The sequence below is a fragment of the Modestobacter versicolor genome (genome assembly GCF_041028285.1).
Lineage (GTDB): Bacteria > Actinomycetota > Actinomycetes > Mycobacteriales > Geodermatophilaceae > Modestobacter > Modestobacter versicolor_A.
Map to the genome: position 1 here is coordinate 1 of NZ_JABGDB010000001.1, position 17,521 is coordinate 17,521.

The following is a 17,521-nucleotide window of genomic DNA, read 5'->3' on the forward strand; positions in this document are numbered from 1 at the left end:
TGAAGTCCCACGTGAAGGCGATCCTGCGCAAGCTGGGTGCCCGGGACCGGGCGCACGCGGTCTCCCTGGTCGTGTCCGCCCGCAACGGCGGCACCTGCACCTGCGGCGCCCACTCGCTCACCGCGGCCCCGGCGGCCGTCGTCGTCGACTGACCGCTGCGGGCGGCACCGCACTACCGTTCCTCCATGGTCGGTGTGCTGATGGCCGTGCTGCTGCTCGTGCTGCTGGCCGGCATCGTCGCCTGGGCCGCCGCGGCGCCCCGGCCCGCCGCAGCGTCCGGCCGGCTGCCCGCCACGAGCCGCTCCCAGCGGCGGGTCGGGCCGGTCCCGGCCCACTGGTCCGCGGCCCACGACGAGGTCGACGGCACCACCCGGGTGCTGCTGCGCCGCACCGTCCCCGGCCCGGACGGCCGCCCCGAGGTCCTGGAGGAGCGGGTGTTCGAGACCTTCCCCGCGCGCGACCCGCTGTGGGAGGCGCGGTTCACCGAGGCGATGGCCGACGCCCGGTTCCGCTGCCGCTACCTCGACGCCGAGGAGGAGCCGCCGGGGTGAGCGGGCAGACTGGGCGGCATGGGTCAGGTCGTCGCCACAGCTGAACGGGTCGTACGGGCACCGGCGGACGTCGTCCGCGCCGCGCTCGCCGACTACACCACCACCCGCCCCGCCGTCCTGCCGGAGCAGTACAGCGCGTACCGGGTCGACGAGGGCGGCCAGGGCTCGGGCACCCGGGTGCACTGGCGGCTGCAGGCCACGTCCAAGCGCGTCCGCGAGCAGGACGTCGTCGTCACCCAGGGCGCCGACGGCACGCTGGTGGAGAGCGACACCAACTCCAGCATGGTCACCACCTGGAGCGTGCACCCGACCGACGACGGCGGGAGCACCGTCCGGGCCCGCACCACCTGGACCGGCGCGACCGGCATCGGCGGGTTCTTCGAGCGGACCTTCGCACCCCGCGGGCTCGCCCGGATCCACGGCGCGCTGCTGGACCGGCTGGCCGGCACGCTGGGCTGAGCTCCCCCCACGGGATGACCTCGGGTCAAGCCCGGGGCGGCCGCTGACGACCAGGAGTGGGTGAGCACCCTCCTGCACGGCACCGGGTCCAGCGACGCACCCGCCGCCACGGACGCCGGCCGCGCCGCCGCGACCGCGGCCGTCGCCGGGCTGCCCGGCGCACCCGACCTGGTCGTGGTGTTCACCTCCGTCCGCTACGACCTCCCCGAGCTGCTGGCCGGCATCCGCTCGGTCACCGGCGACGCCCCGCTGGTCGGTGCCACGAGCGTCGGCCACTTCGTCGGTCCTGACGTCACCGGCCCGGGGCAGGGCGTCGCCGTCCTGACGCTGTCCGGCGGCGGGTACCGCTTCGGGGTCGGGTCCGCGCGCGGCATGAGCTCCCGGCCGACCGAGGCCGGTGTCGAGCTGGTGCGGGAGGCCCGCGCGGCCGCCGGCGACCACGGCCTGCCGCACGCCGCCCTGCTGCTGCTGACCGACGGGCTGGTGGGCGGGCAGCAGTCCGTCGTCGCCGGCGCGCACCGGGCGGCCGGGTCCAGCGTGCCGATCGTCGGCGGCGTCGCGGCCGACGACTGGCAGCTCAGCTCCACCAAGGTCCTGCTCGGCGACGAGGCGCTCAGCGACGCCGCCGTGGGCGTCTGGATCGCCTCGCCGCACCCGCTCCGGGTGGCCACCGCCCACGGCTGGACGCCGGTCGGGCCGCCGCTGCTGGTGACCCGGGCCGAGGGCCTGGTCCTGCACGAGCTCGGCGGGCAGTCCGCCGGCGAGGTCTTCGCCGAGGCCACCGGGCTCGCCGAGGCCCAGCAGCAGGGCATCGCCGACACCGTCGTGGAGAGCTCCTACGCCCTCGGCCTGATCCAGCCCGACGGCTCCCACCTGGTCCGGGCGGTGTTCAGCGGGCCCTGCGGCGAGCTCAACACCTTCGAGCCGGTGCCGACCTTCGCCGCCGTCCAGGTGATGAGCGCCGAGCAGTCGACGCTGCTCGCCGTGGTCGACGACGTCGCCGCCGGGACCGTGGTCACCGGCTCCGAGCGGGTGCTGCTCACCTTCGACTGCGCCGCCCGGCAGACCCTCCTGGGCGAACTCGTCGCGGAGGAGGTCGACCGGCTGCAACGGGAGGCCGGCCGGGCGACCGTGTTCGGCCTGTACACCTACGGCGAGTTCTCCCGGTCGCGCGGCGCCGGTGGCGTGCACAACGCCACCCTGACGGCGATCGCCCTCTGATGACCGCGCTCGTCCCCCCGCCGCGCCCGTGGGCGCCGGGCGTCCCGCCGGTCGCCGGGCCGCGCGGCGATCCGCAGGCCGGCCAGCTCCGCCGGGCGCAGCTGGCCGCCCAGGAGGCCTACCGGCGGTCGGCCGGCCTGGTCCGGATGCTGGACCTGCTGGGCCGCAGCGGCAGCCCCGAGGAGCTGGCCGAGCGGGCCGTCGAGGCGCTGTCGGAGATCTTCTCCGCCGACCTCGTCCTCTGGGGCCGCAGCGCGGCCGCCGGCATGGAGGTGCTCGCGTCCTGCGGCTTCGGCGACGAGCACGTGCCCGCGCTGCCCGCCGAGGTCGTCGCGGCGGGCCTGCTGGCGGGCCGGTCCCCGGGCACCTGGACGGCGCCGGCGGACACGCTGCCGGTCGTCGCGGGCGTCGCCGTCCGGACGGTGGCCCACGTGCCCGTCGACAGCCGGGGCGCCGGCAGCGCCGCCCTGGTGCTGGTGCACGCCGAGCCCACCACGCTGCAACCCACCGACCTGCTGCTGCTCCGCTCCATCGCCGAGCGGCTGCAGTCCGCGGTGCAGGACGCCGAACGCCGGCAGACGGTGGAGCGGCTGGCCGGCGCCGGGGCCCGGCTGGCCCGGCACCTCGAGCCCGAGGCGCTGCTGGCGGAGGCGGTCGACGCACTGGCCGAGATCGCCGGCGCGGCCTGGACCAGCGCGGTCACCGTCGAGGACGGCGTGGCCGAGCTGGCCACCGCCCGCGCGTGGGTGGTCGACGACGAGGCCCGCTGGCCCCGTCCGGTGTCCGAGCTGGTGTCCTGGCCGGCGGCGCTGCGCGGGGAGACCACCGTGGTGCACGACATGGCCGAGGGCCCCGACCGGCTCGGGCCCGACCTGCGCGGCGACGTCCGGTCGCTGATGTGCATCCCGGTGCTCGTCGAGGGCCGGCCGGTGGTCCTCCTCTACGCCGTGGACCCTCGGCCGGGCGCCTTCACCACCGCCGCCGTCGACGCGGCCGCCCTGCTGGGCGGGTCGCTCGCGGCGGCCCTGGTCAACGCCCGGCTGTACCGGGCACTGGCCGACAGCGAGGCCCGGCTGCGGGTGCTCACCGACGCGATCAGCGACATGGTCGCGGTGGTGGAGCCCAGCGGCACCGTCCGGTGGGTCTCGCCGTCCTACTCGCGCGGGCTCGGGGTGCCGCCGGAGGAGCTCGTCGGCCGCCGCTGGGTCGACCGCGTGCACCCCGACGACCGGGCCGAGGTGCGCCGCGCGCTGCGCTCCTGGCCCCGGGTCACCCGGGTCGAGCACCGGCTCCGGCAGGGCACCGCCGACCACGTCGGCCAGGAGGCCGGCGAGTGGGCGTGGGTGGAGACCGGGCTGTCGGTGTCGCCGGGTGAGGAGGGCAGCACGGTGCTGTCCTCCCGGTTCACCGGCGAGCGGCGCCGCCTGGAGGACGAGCTGCGGGTGCAGGCCACCCACGACTCGCTCACCGGCCTGGCGAACCGGGCACTGGTGCGGCGCGCGCTGGACGAGCGGCTGGCCGGCGGGCCGCCGTGCACCGTCGGCGTGCTGTTCTGCGACCTCGACGAGTTCAAGGCGGTCAACGACCGGCTCGGCCACGAGGCCGGTGACGACCTGCTCCGCCAGGTCGCCGACCGGCTGCGCGGCTGCGTCCGGCCGGGTGACCTGCTGGCCCGGCTGGGCGGCGACGAGTTCGTGGTCGTGCTCGCCGGCACCGCGGACCGGGACGTGCTGACCGCGGTCGGCGAGCGGGTGCTCGCCGCGCTGCGCCGCCCGTTCTCCCTGGACGGCGACCCGGTGCGGATCGGGGCCAGCGTGGGCGGGGCGCTCGGTGAGCGGACCGGGCCCGCGGCGGTGAGCGACCTGCTCCGGGACGCCGACGCGGCGATGTACGAGGCCAAGCGGGCCGGCCGCGGCCGGGTGCAGGTCTTCGACGCGGCGGCGGCGCGGCGTTCGGTCGAGCGGCTGGGGCTCCGGCAGGAGGTGCAGGGCGCCCTGGCGCGCGAGGAGCTGCGGGTGCTCTTCCAGCCCATCGTGGCGCTGGCCGGCGGGCGGGTCGAGGGGGTGGAGGCGCTGCTCCGCTGGCAGCACCCGGTGCTCGGCGACGTCACGCCGGAGGTCTTCGTGCCGCTGGCCGAGGAGACCGGGGTCATCGCCGCGATCGGTGACTGGGTGGTCGAGGAGGCCTGCCGGGAGCTGGGCGCCTGGCGCGCCCTGCCCGGGAGCGGCCACCTGCGGGCGTCGGTGAACCTGTCCGCCGTGCAGCTGGACGACCCGTGGTTCGTCGACCGGGTGGCCGCCACGATGCGCCGGCACGGGGTGCCCGCCGGCCACCTCCGGCTCGAGGTGACCGAGAACATGGAGCGGACCGCTGCCCAGCTGCAGGAGCTGCACCGGCTCCGCGACGCCGGGGTGAGCCTGGTGCTCGACGACTTCGGGGTGTCCTACTCCAACCTCGCGCACGTCCGTGACCTGCCGGTGGACACGGTGAAGATCGACCGCAGCTTCGTCCGCGACCTCGGCGGCGACAGCGAGTGCCGGTCGCTGGGCGTCGGCATCGTCCGCGCCGTGATGGCGCTGTCCGAGGCGGCCGGCCTGGACGTGGTCGCCGAGGGCGTGGAGACCGAGGAGCACCGGGACGCGCTGCTGCGGCTGGGCTGCCGCTCGGCGCAGGGCTGGCTGTTCTCCCCGGCGCTGGACGCCGGCAGGATGACCGCGCTGCTGGTCGGCGGCGGCGTGCTGGTGCCGGTCGGCTGACCCTCGCCGCGGGGCGGGCGCCGCGGGGCGGGCGCCGCGGCCGATCCGCGGGGACGATGGTGCGGTGACCGCAGTCCCCACCACCGTCGAGGGCGGCCCGGCCCCCGCCGACCTGCTCGCCGACCTGCTCACCGACGGCGGTGCGCTGGTGCTGTCCGGCGCCGGGCTGTCCACCGACTCCGGCATCCCCGACTACCGCGGCGTCACCGGCTCGCAGCGCCGGCACACGCCGATGACCTGGCAGACCTTCACCCGCGACCCGCGCGGCCGGCACCGCTACTGGGCCCGCAGCTTCGTCGGCTGGCGGCAGATCGGGGAGGCCCGCCCCAACGCGGGGCACCGGGCGGTCGCCGAGCTGCAGGCGGCCGGGGCGGTCGGGGCGGTCATCACCCAGAACGTCGACGGGCTGCACCAGGCCGCCGGTGCGCGCGAGGTCACCGAGCTGCACGGTGGGCTGGACCGCACGGTCTGCCTGGGCTGCGGCGACGTCGCCGACCGGGCCGACCTCGACGTCCGGCTGCGGGCGGCGAACCCGGGGTTCCGGCCCGACGCCGCCGACGGGGTGAACCCCGACGGTGACGTGGACCTGCCCGAGGAGGCGCTCGACGGGTTCGTGATGGTCGACTGCCTGGCCTGCGGGGGCGGGCCGCTCAAGCCCGACGTCGTCTTCTTCGGCGAGACCGTGCCCCGCGACCGGGTCGACCACTGCTTCGGGCTGGTCGAGCAGGCCCGCTCGCTGCTGGTGCTGGGCTCGTCGTTGACCGTGATGAGCGGCTACCGGTTCGTCATCGCCGCCGCCAAGCGGGGCATCCCGGTGGCGATCGTGAACTCCGGGCCGACCCGCGGCGACGCGAAGGCCGACGTCCGGGTGGACGCCCCGCTGGGCGCGGTGCTGCCCGAGCTGGCCCGCCGGCTGCGATGAGCCGCGAGGTCGAGCACACCGACGACGGGCGCTGGATCGTCGTCGACGGGCGCCGGTGGCGGACGGCGGACCCGGCGCTGCCCGACGACGTGCGGTCCCGGCTGCTGCACCACCTCGGCGTGGCCCGTTCCGCGGTGCGCACCTCCCGGGGGGACGACGCCGCGGTGGCCGCGGCCCGCGCCCGGGTGCAGCTGGCCAAGACCGGGCTCGGTGAGCGCGGCGAGGCCTGGTGGGACCAGGACGACGACGCCCGCCGGGACCGTTGGGAGACCGCGCTGCGGGAGCTCGAGCCCTGAGGAAGGACCTCCCTGCCCCCCACCGTTCGCAGGCTCACGGCGGGCCCCTGCAGGCAGGCCGGCTGACCGGGCGCGCTGCGCGCGGCTGACAGAGGATGGGCGGCGATGCAGACGTTCCTGCCGGTCGCCGACTTCACCGAGTCCGCCCGGCTCCTGGACAACCCCCGGCTCGGCAAGCAGCGCGTGGAGTGCCTGCAGGTGCTCCGCGCGCTGGAGCTGCCCGACTACGGCTGGGCCAGCCACCCGGTGGTCACGATGTGGCGCGGGTACACCGCCGGCCTGGTCGTGTACTCGCTGGCGATGGTCCGGGTGTGGCGCGAGCGCGGGTTCGCCGACAGCACCGAGGCGCTGATCGCCGAGTTCGCGCCGGACGCCGCGGGCCTGACCCAGGCGGAGGCGGCCGCCGCCGGGCTGCTGCCCAGCTGGGTCGGCAACGAGGAGCTGCACCTCTCGCACCGGTCCAACCTGCTGGCCAAGGACCCGGAGTTCTACCGGGCCCGGTTCCCCGGCGACCCGGACGACCTGCCCTACCTGTGGCCCGGCTCGGACGACGTCCCGCCCGCCCCGCCGCCGGCGGGGGTGCCGGTGTGGGTGGTGCGGCCGCGCGCGCACACCGAGCTGGGGGCCGCGCTGGCCACCGGGGTCGTCGGCCTCGGCACCCAGTCCGGCGTGGACGTCGACGCCACCGGGCTGTCCGCGGCCGAGCTCCGCGCGCTGTCCAAGGAGCTCACCGGCAAGCGCCCGGCCAAGGACCTGCGGCAGCTGTCGGCGCTGCTGGACGAGATGGCCCCCGGCGACCTCGTCGGGCTGCCGGTCGAGCACGGCGCCGGGTTGCTGCTGGGCGAGGTGGTCGGGGACTACGCCTTCGCCGGCCGGGAGCTGCTGCCGCACCGCCGGCCGGCCCGCTTCGCCGCCGTGGTGCCCCGCTCGGCGGCCCGGCCCCCGGCCACCCTGCAGGACCCCCGCGCGCTGTTCCGGGTCACCCTCGACCCCGGGGCGCTGCCGCCAGGCCTGCGCTGACCTCGGCGACCGCGGCGGCCAGCCGGTCGCGGGCGGCGGGCCCGTGGTCGGGCTCCCGGACGGCGTGCACGGCCCACCACGCCGCGGCGTGCAGCCGGCGCAGCCAGGTGAAGGGCGCCAGCTCGGCGTCCGGGACCGGGTCGGGCATCGCGTCCAGCGCCGCGCGCCCGTCCAGCCGGCCGGTCGTCCGGAGCGTGGCGAGGTCCCAGGCGCGCGGGCCGGCCGAGGTGTCCTCGAGGTCTGTCCACCGCCAGCCCGCGGGCGTGGCCAGCAGGTTCCCCGGGTGCGCGTCGCCGTGCAGCGTCCCGGGCTCACCGGTCAGGCGGGGGAGCAGCCGGCCGACCAGGTCACCGACCGCCGCCACCCGGCCCGGGTCGGCGCCCAGGTCGGTCCCGCGGCGGCCGAACTCGGCCAGGTCGTCGAGCACCCGGTCCAGCGGCCGGGTGGCCGGGTCCGGGCGGACGTGCGCCAGCGCGACCTGCAGCTCGGCCAGGCAGCGGCCGGCCACCTCGGGCCCGGGCTGGTCGGGCAGCACCCGGACGTGCCGCCAGAACGAGAGGGTGAGCCCGTCGTGCCGGTGCGGCCCGGGCGGCAGCAGGTCCGACGGCGGCACCACGGCCGCCCCCAGGTCGGTCAGCGCGGTCGCCAGCGCGACCTCGCGGGCGAACGGCACCTCGACGGCCGGCCGCAGCAGCGGGGTGTACGTGGCCACCCGCGCGACCACCGGCGCGGGCCGCAGGTGGACGACGCAGTTGACCCCGTCGTTGAGCACCACGGGGTCGGTGCTGGTGAGGCCGTGCGCGCAGGCCACCGCCACCGCCGCGGCGACGGCCGCGGCGGTCACCCGGCGGGCAGCGGGACGTTCTGCAGCCGCACCTGGCCGCGGGCGACGAGCTTGCCGTCCTCCCGGGTCAGCGTGACCAGCCACAGCTGCAGCGTCCTGCCCTGCTGCACCGGCTCGGCGACGACGTCCAGCCGGCCGGCGGTCATCGGCCGCAGGAAGTCGGTGCTGTTGGCCACCCCGACGGAGAACTGGCCGCGCTCGGCCACCGCGGTGCTCGCCCCGATGGAGGCCGCCGACTCCACGACCGTGCAGTAGACGCCGCCGTGCACCACGCCCCACGGGGTGTGGTGCTGCGGGCCGACCTCGACGTGCCCGGTCACCCGGGTGCCGGTGACCTCGGCGAGCTCCAGACCGGTCGCGGCGACGAAGGCGCTGGCCGCGGTGAGGTCCGGGGTCACGCCGCGTCCCAGACCAGGCAGAACGGGTGGCCGACCGGGTCGGCGTAGACCCGGAAGTCGCCGCCGCCACCGGGCAGCCGGCGCGCGCCGATGGCCAGCACCTGCGGCTCGGCGACGTCGATGTCGGCGACCCGGATGTCCAGGTGGAACTGCTGCGGGCGGGCCGGGTCGGGCCAGTCCGGGGGCTGCAGGCCCGGCGCCTCCTGGAAGGCCAGCCGGTAGCCGGCGCCGGTGGCGACCACCCAGTCGTCGCCCGGCTCGCCCTTGACCTCCATGCCGAGCACGCCGGCGTAGAAGGTGGCCAGGGCGTGCGGGTCGGGGGCGTCGATGACCACGGAGTGCAGCTGACCGATCATGGTCGACATCCTCCCCCCGGCCGGGCCGGCGCGACACCGGGACGGTCGACCCGGCGGGCGCGCGGCCAGGCCGGTGCCGCACGATCAGGTCATGACCGCACCGCAGCTCGGCACGCTCACCTGGACGCCCGCGCACGAGCACCCGGACCTGCTCGGCGCCCCGGTCGCCGCCGCCCTGCCCGGGTTGTCCGGGCCGGCCTGGGTGGCCGCCATCGACGACGACGCGGCCGACACCGCGGCGTTCACCGACGTCTACGGGGTGCCGGCCGCCGCGTCGGCGAACTGCGTCGTGGTCGCGGCCCGGCGCGCGGGGGAGACCACGCTGGCCGCCTGCCTGGTGCTGGCGACCACCCGGGCCGACGTGAACGGGCTGGTGCGCCGGCACCTGGGCGCCCGCAAGGCGTCCTTCGCGCCGCAGGACGTCGCCGTCGCCGAGTCCGGGATGGCCTACGGCGGGATCACCCCGGTCGGGCTGCCGGCGTCCTGGCCGGTGCTGGTGGACGCCGCCGTCGCCGCCAGCGAGCTCGTCGTCATCGGGTCGGGCACCCGCGGCAGCAAGCTCGCCGTGTCCGGTGCGGTGCTCGCGGCGCTGCCGGGCGCCGTGGTGCTGGACGGGCTGGGTCAGCCGCTGGACTGACCGCGGCCCGCCGGCGCCTACGCTCTGGACGTGTCCGAGCAACCAGTGCCGGGGCAGCCGGCGCCCGAGCCGCAGCACGGGACCGCACCGAGCCCGCCACCGCGCCGAGCGCCCGACGACAGCGACGTCGGCTGGGGCGAGCGGCCGGTCGACCCGGACGACGAGGACCGCCGCTGGCTGGAGGACCGCCCCCCGCACTGGGGCAGCGACTAGACCGGGCGGCGGAACTCGCCGGTGTGGGCGTGCCGGCCGCCCTCCTCCTCGACGGCCGGCTCGAGGCCCTGCTGGGCGCGCAGCAGGTCGCGGATCTCGGCCAGCAGCTCGACCTGGCTGGGCTGGGCCGGGCCGGCCTCCTCGCCGCGCCGGCGCCGCTCGGCCACGGCCTTGAGCGGCAGCACCACCACGAAGTAGATGACCGCCGCGGTCAGCACGAAGGTGATGATCTGGTTGATGAACGAGCCCCAGGTGAACACCTGGCCGTTCACCGTGAGGGTGCCCCCGGTGACCCCGCCGCCGCCGACCAGGCCGATCAGCGGTTCGAGGAACGACGCGGTGAACGAGCCGACCACGGCGGTGAAGGCGGTGCCGATGACGACGGCGACGGCCAGTTCGACGACGTTCCCGCGCAGCAGGAAGTCCTTGAAGCCCTTGACTGCGTTCTTGAGCAACGAGGCACCCTCGGGTCGTGGGGGCAGGCGAGGCAGGGCCCCCCGTGGTCACGGCCGGCCGAGCGTAACGGTGAGGGAGCCCGCGGTCCCGGCAGCGGCCAGCTGCTGGGCGGTCGCCGTCGGCACCGCCAGGACCAGCAGTCCGCCGTCACCGGACCCGCCCGGGTCGTCACCCGCCGGGCCGGCGGTCACCACCAGCGCGTCGCCGGCCACCACCTCGACCGCCGGCGGCCCGCCACCGCCGCCGTCCCCGCCCGCGGTGGTGGCGAGGACGTCGACCCGGTCGCCGGCCCGGAGCAGGGTCGCCACGGCCAGGTCGGCCAGCCGGACCGGCGCCGCGACCAACCCCTCCGGGACCGCCGACCACAGCCCCGGCCCCACCACCCGCACGTCGGTGACCGGCTCACCCGCCCGGACGGGGGCGGCGAGCACCCGGCCGTCCAGCCCGTCGGGCGCCGCGGCGACGCCGGCCGGTGCGGTGCCGGCCGGCAGCGGCACGACGGCCAGGTCGGCGGGGGTGAGCACGGTGCCGGCCGGCAGGTCGGCCGCGGCGACCGTCACCGGCACGGTCGGCGGCCCGGCCGCGACCCCGGTGGCCGGAGGTGGCGGGCGCAGGGCCAGCACCAGCGCCAGGCACACCAGCGCCGCAGCGGTCACCTGCCGGAGCCGGTGCACCGGTGGGCGGGGGCGGAGGAGGCGGGGCACCCCACGAGCGTGGCCGGTGGGGGACACCGGCCGGGGGCTCAGCGGCGGGTTGTGGACCGCGCTGCCCGCTGTGGACGGCCGGCAGCGCGCCGGCGTCGTCCGTGCCGGGTCAGTTGGCGGCCTTGCCGCCGGTGCTCGTGCTCGCGGCGCTGGTGGAGGGCGTCGAGCTGCTGCCGGCCGAGTCCTTGCTCGCGCCGCCTGAGCCGCTGGTCGAGGACTCCTTGCTGCTGCTGCCGGAGTCCTTGCTGCCGGAGTCCTTGCCGGTGGCAGGGGTGGCGGCGCTCTCGGCCTTGCGGCTGTCGGTGCGGTAGAAGCCGGACCCCTTGAAGACCACGCCGACCGAGCCGTAGACCTTGCGCACCGGGGCGCCGCACTCGGGGCAGGTGGCCACCGCGGCGTCGGTGAACGACTGCACGACCTCGAACTCGTGCTTGCCCTCGGGGTTGGTGCAGACGTACTGGTAGGTGGGCACGGTGCTGGGAACTCCTCGTGGTGTCCGGGCCGAGGCTGGCACTCGACCCCGGCGACTGCCAATGATGCGCCGTCGCCCCGCCCGCCGTCCACGCCGGGCCCCCGTGGCGGGTGGGTGCGCCGCGTCACATCTGGTCGTCGCGCCGGTCGGCTCCGGAGTCGGCTGCGGTCGCGTGGCGCGCGGCGAACCGGCCGGGCGTCGTCCCGGTCACCCGGGAGAAGTCGCGCACCAGGTGCGCCTGGTCGGCGTAGCCGAGCACGGCGGCGGTCGCGGCGACCGTGCCGCCGCCGCTGCGCAGCCGCTCGGCCGCCTCCTGCAGCCGGCGGCGCTGGATCAGCCACTTCGGCGTCAGCCCGAGCCGGCGGTGCACCAGCCGCTGCAGCGACCGTTCCGACAGGTCGAAGGCCGCGCAGACCTGGCTGACCCGGAGCACCTCCGGGTCGTCCTCGACGTAGGCGACCACCCGGTCGACCAGCTCGCCCTCGGCGTCGACCGGCAGCAGCGGGCGCAACGCGTCGTCGAAGGCCGCCATCGCCGCCCGGTGCGCCGTCGCGGCGTGCGGGTCAGGGGTCATCGCCGTCCGGACCCGGTCGACCAGCCGCTCCCCGGCGGCGCCGAGCACCTCCTGGACGTCGACGTGCCGGTCGGTGAGCTCGGCGACCGGGCCGCCGGCGACCAGCCACCCGGCCGCCGGGGTGAGCATCACGCCGACCGCCCAGCCGTCGCCGGCCAGCGTGGTGGTGGACAGGCCGGTCCGCACGCCGTAGCAGCGGGCGTAGTCGTGGGCGACGACGAGCAGGCAGACCGGGTACTGCAGCACCCGCTGTGCCGCCTCCTCGCCGGGCGGCACGGACCAGACCGGGATCCAGAACCGGCGCACCAGGCCGGCGAGCCCGGGGTCGGGCTCGTAGCGGTACATCACGTGCGAGGCGTCGCCGGGCTCCTTGAGGTGCGCCCGTTCGACCAGGTCCAGCCGGGGCGGCTCGCTGTCGGCTTTCATCAAGACCAGCCTGCCGCACCGGGCCAGGCTCGTCGGCATGAACACCACCGCCACCGCCTACGAGGCGACCGCCCGCTCGCTGTCCGCCGTGCTCGACGCCGTCCCCGCCGAGGCGTGGGACCGGCCCTCGCCGTGCGAGGGGTGGAGCGCGCGCGACGTCGTCCGGCACCTGGTCGACACCCAGCGCGAGCTGTTCGGCCGGCACGAGCTCGACCTCGGTCCCGCCCCGGACGTCGACGCCGACCCGGCCGCGGGCTGGCGGGCGCACGAGCAGCGGGTGGCCGCGGTGATCGCCGACGACGAGGTCGCCGGCCGCGGCTACGACGGCTTCTTCGGGCCCACGACGATCGGCTCCACGCTGGAGCAGTTCTACGTCTGGGACATGGTGGTGCACCGCTGGGACGTGGCCCGGGCCACCGGCCAGGACACCGGGCTCACCGACGCCGAGCTGGACCGGGTGGAGGCCGGCGCGGACAGCTTCGGCGACTCGCTCTACATGGAGGGCATCTGCCGGCCCGCGGTGCCGGCCGGCGAGGGGACCGACCGCGCCACCCGGGTGCTCGCCCGGCTGGGGCGGGCGGCATGAGCTCCCCGGGTGGGTACCGTCTCGCCCCGTGGAACCGCAGTGGCTCGACGACCGGCAGCAGCGCACCTGGCGTGCGTGGCTGGCGGTCACCGAGCTGCTGCCCCGCACCCTGGACGCCCAGCTCCAGCGCGACGCGGGGCTGACGCACGCCGCCTACGTCGTGCTGGCGATGCTGTCGGAGGCCCCGGACCGCAGCCGCCGGATGAGCGACCTGGCGCGCACCGCGAACCAGTCGCAGAGCCGGCTGTCGCACACCGTGGCCCGGCTCGAGGAGCGCGGCTGGGTGCGCCGGGAGCGGGCCGCCGACGACCGCCGGGGCAACCTGGCGGTGCTCACCGACGCCGGCTGGGAGGTCGTCCGGCGGGTCGCCCCCGGGCACGCCGCCGCCGTCCGGGAGGGGCTGTTCGCCGGGCTCACCCCGGCCCAGACCGAGGCGCTCGGGGACGCGCTGGCCGTCGTCCTGGACCGGCTCGACCCCGACCACACGCTGCGGGTGCCCGAGGTCGGCTGAGGCCTCGGGAAGCCCGGCCACCGGGTCGGCGTTGCCGCCGGTGATGAACGAGGACCCGCTGCCCCTGTCCGTGCTCGAGCTGGCCACGGTCGGCTCCGGCCAGACGACCGCCGAGGCGCTGGCCGCCACCGTGGCGGTCGCCCAGGCCGCCGACCGGCTGGGCTACCGCCGGATCTGGGTGGCCGAGCACCACAACATGCCGGCGGTGGCGAGCACCAACCCGCCGGTGCTCATCGCGCACCTGGCGGCGGTGACCGGGCGCATCGTCGTCGGCTCGGGCGGGGTGATGCTGCCCAACCACGCCCCGCTGGTGGTCGCCGAGCAGTTCGCGCTGCTCGAGGCGCTGCACCCGGGCCGGATCGACCTGGGCATCGGCCGGGCACCGGGCACCGACCAGCACACCGCGCTCGCCCTGCGCCGCGACCCGACGGCGCTGTCGGCGGAGGACTTCCCGCAGAACGTGGTCGACCTGCTGGGGCTGTTCGGCGACGAGCGGGTCGAGGGCGGCCTGGCCGAGCGGTTCCGCGCCACCCCCGCCGCGCAGACCGCGCCGCGGGTGGTGCTGCTGGGGTCCAGCGGTTTCTCCGCGCAGCTGGCCGGCCAGCTGGGCCTGCCGTTCACCTTCGCCCACCACTTCGGCAGCCCGAACACGGTCGCCGCGCTGACGCTGTACCGCGAGTCCTTCCAGCCCTCGCCGGTGCTCGCCGAGCCCTACGCGGTCGTCACCGCGAACACGCTGGTCGCCGACTCCGACGAGGAGGCCCGCCGGCTCGCGCTGCCCGGGCAGCTGATGCGGCTGTCGATCCGGACCAACCGGCTGCGCCCGGTGCCGTCGCTGGCCGAGGCCGTCGCCGACCCGGAGCGCGCCGCGGCGGAGGCGATGCCGAGCAACGCGATCATCGGCGGGCCCGAGCGGGCGGTCGCCGAGCTGCGGCAGCTGGCCGCCGACACCGGGGCCGACGAGCTGATGGTCACCGCCTCCACGCACGGGGTGGCCGAACGGCTGCACAGCCTGGAGCTGCTGGCCGCGGCCTGGGGCCTGCCCGCCCCGCACCAGGCGGCCGCCTGACGGAGGCGGCGCCCGGGGGCTGCGCCCGTCCGTCGATGAGTTCCCGGTCGGGCGGGGGTCAGAGCCTGCAGGACGCTGCCGCAGCGCGGCGCTGGCACCGGGAGGCAGCATGGCCGAGCTGGTCTACGGGATGGTCACCTCGCTCGACGGCTACGCCGAGGCGGCGTCGGGCGGACTCGGCACCGGGGCCGAGGACGAGGAGGTGCACACCTTCATCGGCGACCGCTTCCGCTCCGTCGGCACGTTCCTCTACGGCCGCCGGATGTACGAGACGATGGTCTTCTGGGAGACGGCGGACGCCGCGCCCGGGGCGCCCCCGTTCGTCGTGCAGTACGCCCGGGACTGGCAGGCCGCGCAGAAGGTCGTGTACTCCACGACGCTGCAGTCGGTGTCCAGCGCGCGGACCCGGGTCGAGCGGACCTTCGACCCCGACGCGGTGCGCCGGCTCAAGGCCGGGTCCGACCACGACCTCAGCATCGACGGTCCCCAGCTCGCGGCCCAGGCGATCGCGGCCGGGCTGGTGGACGAGTACCACCTGTTCGTCACCACGAGCGTCGTCGGCGGCGGGAAGCGGTTCTTCCCCGACGGCGTGCGGCTCGACCTCCGGCTGGTCGAGGAGCGGTCCTTCGGCAGCGGGCTGGTGTACCTGCGCTACCGGAACCGCTGACCCGTCCGTCACCGGAGGTGGCGCAGGTAGGCCCCCGGGTCGTCCAGGAACTGCCGCCAGTCCCGGGTGAGCCGGAGGTCCTCCCAGCGCGCCGGGCGCAGCCCCCAGTCGCCCACCTCCAGCAGCTGCGCGCCGGGCAGCGCCGCGACGACGGGGGAGTGGGTGGCGACGACGACCTGCGCGCCGGCGGCCACCACGTCCAGCAGGACGGCGACCAGCGCGAGGCTGCCGCCGAAGGACAGCGCGGCGTCCGGCTCGTCGAGCAGGTAGGTGCCGCTGCCGTGCGCCCGGCGGGTGAGCACCTCCAGGAACGCCTCCCCGTGCGACAGCTCGTGGTACTGCGGGTCGGGGCTGCCGATCTCCTCGAGGTGGCTGTACAGACCGTGCAGCGTCTCGTCGCGCAGGAAGCAGCCCCACGTCGACGCACCGGGGCTGCGCTCGACGACCAGGCCCTGCGACTCCGGCTCGCTGGCGCGGGTGCGGAACCGGGTGTTCCGGGTGCCGCCCTCGGGGTTGAAGCCGAGGGTGACCGCCAGCAGCTCCATCACCGTCGACTTGCCCGAGCCGTTCTCGCCGACCAGCACCAGCGCGCCGGCGGGCAGCTCGAGTCCCTCGGCGAGCAGCTGGGCCACCGCCGGCACGGTCAACGGCCAGCGGGCGCGCTGCTCGGCGGTCGGCGGCGGTGCGCCGGGGTCGGGCTTGACGCGGCGGATGGGGCGGGTGTCCACGCGATCATGGTGGCCCGCGGGTACGACGGCGCCGTCCGCCGTCCGCCGTCGTCCGTCGACTGTCCGGGCTCACCGCCGTTGCTCCTGGCTCACCGCACACCGTGAGCCAGGAGCACCCGGGATCAGGTCACCTGATCCCGGGGGTCGGCTAGCGGCCGAGGTGGCGCCAGCGGCGGGTGCGGCTGCGCAGCCGTTCGACGTCGTCGCGGCCCAGCAGCCCGGCCAGCTCCTCGGCGAGCACCCGGCCGAGCCGCCGGCAGAACTCCACCGGCTCGTCCGCGGCGTCCGGCCGCTCGGGCACCACCCGGTCGACGATGCCGGCCCGCCACAGGTCGGTGGCCCGCACGCCCTGGGACGCCGCCATCTCGTCGGCCCGGTCGACCGTCCGGTGCACGATCGCCGAGGCGCCCTCCGGCGGCAGCGGGCCGAGCCAGCCGTTGGCCGCGGCCAGGACCCGGTCGGCCGGCACCAGCGCCAGCGCGCCGCCGCCGGTGCCCTGACCGAGCAGCACCGCCAGCGTCGGTGCCCGCAGCATCACCAGGTCCTGCAGGCAGCGGGCGATCTCGCCGGCCATCCCGCCCTCCTCGGCGGCCACCGACAGCGCGGCCCCCGGGGTGTCGATCAGGGTCAGCAGCGGCAGCCGGAGCTCTGCGGCCAGCCGCATCCCGCGCCGGGCCTCGCGCAGCGCGCCCGGTCCCAGCGGCGCCGACAGCGACTGCCCGCGCCGGTCCTGGCCGAGCACCACGCACGGCGCCCCGCCGAACCGGGCCAGCGCCAGCAGCAGCCCCGGGTCGGACTCGCCCGCGCCGGTGCCGTTGAGGGTGACGACGTCGGTCGCCGCCGTCCGCAGCAGCTGCCGCACCCCGGGCCGGTCGGCCCGGCGCGAGGCGGTGACGACGTCCCACGCGGTGCGCCCGTCCTCCGGGTCGTCGGCGTCGGTGCCGTCGCCCTCGACCGGGCCCTCGACGGCCGCGCCCCGGTGCCAGGTCTCGCGGGCGGCCAGCACGCGCAGCGCCCGGTCGGCGACGTCGGCCAGCTCGTCGACCGGGACGACGCCGTCGATCAGCCCGTGCGCGGCCAGGTTCTCCGCGGTCTGCACGCCCTCGGGGAACGGCTCGCCGTACAGCGCCTCGTAGACCCGGGGGCCGAGGAAGCCGACGGCCGCACCCGGCTCGGCGATGGTCACGTGGCCCAGCGACCCCCAGGAGGCCAGCACCCCGCCGAACGTCGGTCCGCGCAGGTAGACCAGGTAGGGCAGGCCGGCCTCCTTGTGCCGGGCGATCGCGGCGGTGATGCCGATCATCTGCAGGAAGGCGACCGTGCCCTCCTGCATCCGGGTGCCGCCGGAGACGGGCGCGGCCAGCAGCGGCAGCCCCTCGTCGGTGGCCCGCTCGACCGCCGTCATCAGCCGCTCGGCGGTGGCCACCCCGATCGAGCCGGCCAGGAAGCCGAACTCGCCGGCCACCACGGCGACCCGGCGGCCGCGCAGCGTCGCCTCGCCGGTGACCACCGCCTCGTCCTGGCCGGACCGCTCGGCGGCGACGGCCAGCTCGCGGGCGTAGTCGTCGTCGGCCTCGCGCGGCGGCACCGGGGTGTCCCACGGCCGCCAGGACCCGGGGTCGAGCACCAGGTCGCGCAGCGTGCGGGCGTCCATC

At 77.0% G+C, this 17,521-nt stretch carries 22 protein-coding genes; 13 read left to right on the forward strand and 9 right to left on the reverse strand.

Annotated elements, in window-relative coordinates:
• The first annotated feature begins 185 nt into the window (after positions 1-185).
• The 7 genes from HL054_RS00005 (at position 186) to HL054_RS00035 (ending at position 7,225) form a co-directional block, all read left to right on the forward strand.
• On the forward strand, positions 186-551 hold the full coding sequence (locus tag HL054_RS00005; protein ID WP_369136628.1) for a hypothetical protein: 366 nt from the start codon (positions 186-188) through the stop codon (positions 549-551).
• 18 nt (positions 552-569) lie between these two features.
• Complete coding sequence (locus HL054_RS00010; protein ID WP_369136629.1) at positions 570-1,010, forward strand: SRPBCC family protein; 441 nt, start codon at positions 570-572, stop codon at positions 1,008-1,010.
• Between the two features lie 60 nt (positions 1,011-1,070).
• A complete protein-coding gene (locus HL054_RS00015; RefSeq protein WP_369136630.1) occupies positions 1,071-2,231 on the forward strand; it encodes an FIST signal transduction protein in 1,161 nt (386 codons plus the stop codon).
• Positions 2,231-4,987 carry an EAL domain-containing protein gene (locus HL054_RS00020; RefSeq protein ID WP_369136631.1) on the forward strand — a complete coding sequence of 919 codons (2,757 nt, stop codon included), beginning with the start codon at positions 2,231-2,233 and terminating at the stop codon, positions 4,985-4,987. Before HL054_RS00015 ends, HL054_RS00020 begins: the two co-directional genes overlap by 1 nt.
• Before the next feature lie 64 nt (positions 4,988-5,051).
• A complete protein-coding gene (locus HL054_RS00025) occupies positions 5,052-5,909 on the forward strand; it encodes an NAD-dependent protein deacetylase (protein ID WP_369136632.1) in 858 nt (285 codons plus the stop codon).
• Positions 5,906-6,205 (forward strand): biopolymer transporter Tol, encoded by a 300-nt coding sequence (locus HL054_RS00030; RefSeq protein WP_369136633.1) that lies wholly within the window; start codon positions 5,906-5,908, stop codon positions 6,203-6,205. Before HL054_RS00025 ends, HL054_RS00030 begins: the two co-directional genes overlap by 4 nt.
• 105 nt (positions 6,206-6,310) lie before the next feature.
• Positions 6,311-7,225 (forward strand): MSMEG_6728 family protein, encoded by a 915-nt coding sequence (locus HL054_RS00035; protein ID WP_369136634.1) that lies wholly within the window; start codon positions 6,311-6,313, stop codon positions 7,223-7,225.
• Here the strand turns inward: HL054_RS00035 and HL054_RS00040 are convergent.
• The 3 genes from HL054_RS00040 to HL054_RS00050 are packed head-to-tail and all read right to left on the reverse strand — an operon-like array spanning position 7,185 to position 8,823.
• A complete protein-coding gene (locus HL054_RS00040) occupies positions 7,185-8,069 on the reverse strand; it encodes a phosphotransferase family protein (RefSeq protein ID WP_369136635.1) in 885 nt (294 codons plus the stop codon). The genes HL054_RS00035 and HL054_RS00040 overlap by 41 nt on opposite strands.
• Positions 8,066-8,467 carry a PaaI family thioesterase gene (locus HL054_RS00045; RefSeq protein ID WP_369136636.1) on the reverse strand — a complete coding sequence of 134 codons (402 nt, stop codon included), beginning with the start codon at positions 8,465-8,467 and terminating at the stop codon, positions 8,066-8,068. Before HL054_RS00045 ends, HL054_RS00040 begins: the two co-directional genes overlap by 4 nt.
• On the reverse strand, positions 8,464-8,823 hold the full coding sequence (locus tag HL054_RS00050) for a VOC family protein (protein ID WP_369136637.1): 360 nt from the start codon (positions 8,821-8,823) through the stop codon (positions 8,464-8,466). The genes HL054_RS00045 and HL054_RS00050 overlap by 4 nt, the downstream gene beginning before the upstream one ends.
• 91 nt (positions 8,824-8,914) lie before the next feature.
• Here HL054_RS00050 and HL054_RS00055 point away from each other — a divergent pair, with 91 nt between their 5' ends.
• A complete protein-coding gene (locus HL054_RS00055; protein ID WP_369136638.1) occupies positions 8,915-9,460 on the forward strand; it encodes a YbaK/EbsC family protein in 546 nt (181 codons plus the stop codon).
• Between the two features lie 30 nt (positions 9,461-9,490).
• The gene (locus tag HL054_RS00060; protein ID WP_369136639.1) at positions 9,491-9,673 is read left to right on the forward strand and encodes a hypothetical protein; all 183 of its coding nucleotides are present in this window, start codon (positions 9,491-9,493) and stop codon (positions 9,671-9,673) included.
• Here the strand turns inward: HL054_RS00060 and mscL are convergent.
• The 4 genes from mscL to HL054_RS00080 all read right to left on the reverse strand — a co-directional run bounded on the left by mscL (position 9,670) and on the right by HL054_RS00080 (position 12,305).
• On the reverse strand, positions 9,670-10,128 hold the full coding sequence (gene mscL, locus HL054_RS00065) for a large conductance mechanosensitive channel protein MscL (protein ID WP_369136640.1): 459 nt from the start codon (positions 10,126-10,128) through the stop codon (positions 9,670-9,672). The genes HL054_RS00060 and mscL overlap by 4 nt on opposite strands.
• Positions 10,129-10,176: 48 nt before the next feature.
• Positions 10,177-10,833, reverse strand: coding sequence for a Flp pilus assembly protein CpaB (gene cpaB / locus HL054_RS00070; protein WP_369136641.1), 657 nt, complete (start codon positions 10,831-10,833; stop codon positions 10,177-10,179).
• 109 nt (positions 10,834-10,942) lie between these two features.
• A complete protein-coding gene (locus HL054_RS00075) occupies positions 10,943-11,305 on the reverse strand; it encodes an FmdB family zinc ribbon protein (protein ID WP_369136642.1) in 363 nt (120 codons plus the stop codon).
• A 124-nt stretch (positions 11,306-11,429) separates the two neighbouring features.
• The gene (locus tag HL054_RS00080) at positions 11,430-12,305 is read right to left on the reverse strand and encodes a helix-turn-helix domain-containing protein (protein ID WP_369136643.1); all 876 of its coding nucleotides are present in this window, start codon (positions 12,303-12,305) and stop codon (positions 11,430-11,432) included.
• 37 nt (positions 12,306-12,342) lie between these two features.
• On the opposite strand from HL054_RS00080, the gene HL054_RS00085 reads away from it, so the two are divergent.
• The 4 genes from HL054_RS00085 (at position 12,343) to HL054_RS00100 (ending at position 15,138) form a co-directional block, all read left to right on the forward strand.
• Positions 12,343-12,891 carry a TIGR03086 family metal-binding protein gene (locus tag HL054_RS00085; protein WP_369136644.1) on the forward strand — a complete coding sequence of 183 codons (549 nt, stop codon included), beginning with the start codon at positions 12,343-12,345 and terminating at the stop codon, positions 12,889-12,891.
• Positions 12,892-12,919: 28 nt separating this feature from the next.
• Complete coding sequence (locus tag HL054_RS00090; protein WP_369136645.1) at positions 12,920-13,402, forward strand: MarR family winged helix-turn-helix transcriptional regulator; 483 nt, start codon at positions 12,920-12,922, stop codon at positions 13,400-13,402.
• A gap of 43 nt (positions 13,403-13,445) precedes the next feature.
• Complete coding sequence (locus HL054_RS00095) at positions 13,446-14,471, forward strand: LLM class flavin-dependent oxidoreductase (protein WP_369136646.1); 1,026 nt, start codon at positions 13,446-13,448, stop codon at positions 14,469-14,471.
• Positions 14,472-14,580: 109 nt separating this feature from the next.
• Complete coding sequence (locus HL054_RS00100; protein ID WP_369136647.1) at positions 14,581-15,138, forward strand: dihydrofolate reductase family protein; 558 nt, start codon at positions 14,581-14,583, stop codon at positions 15,136-15,138.
• A gap of 8 nt (positions 15,139-15,146) precedes the next feature.
• Here the strand turns inward: HL054_RS00100 and HL054_RS00105 are convergent, their stop codons facing one another.
• Positions 15,147-15,866, reverse strand: coding sequence for an ABC transporter ATP-binding protein (locus tag HL054_RS00105; RefSeq protein WP_369136648.1), 720 nt, complete (start codon positions 15,864-15,866; stop codon positions 15,147-15,149).
• Positions 15,867-16,014: 148 nt separating this feature from the next.
• A complete protein-coding gene (locus HL054_RS00110; RefSeq protein ID WP_369137959.1) occupies positions 16,015-17,520 on the reverse strand; it encodes a carboxyl transferase domain-containing protein in 1,506 nt (501 codons plus the stop codon).
• Between the last annotated feature and the right edge of the window lies 1 nt (position 17,521).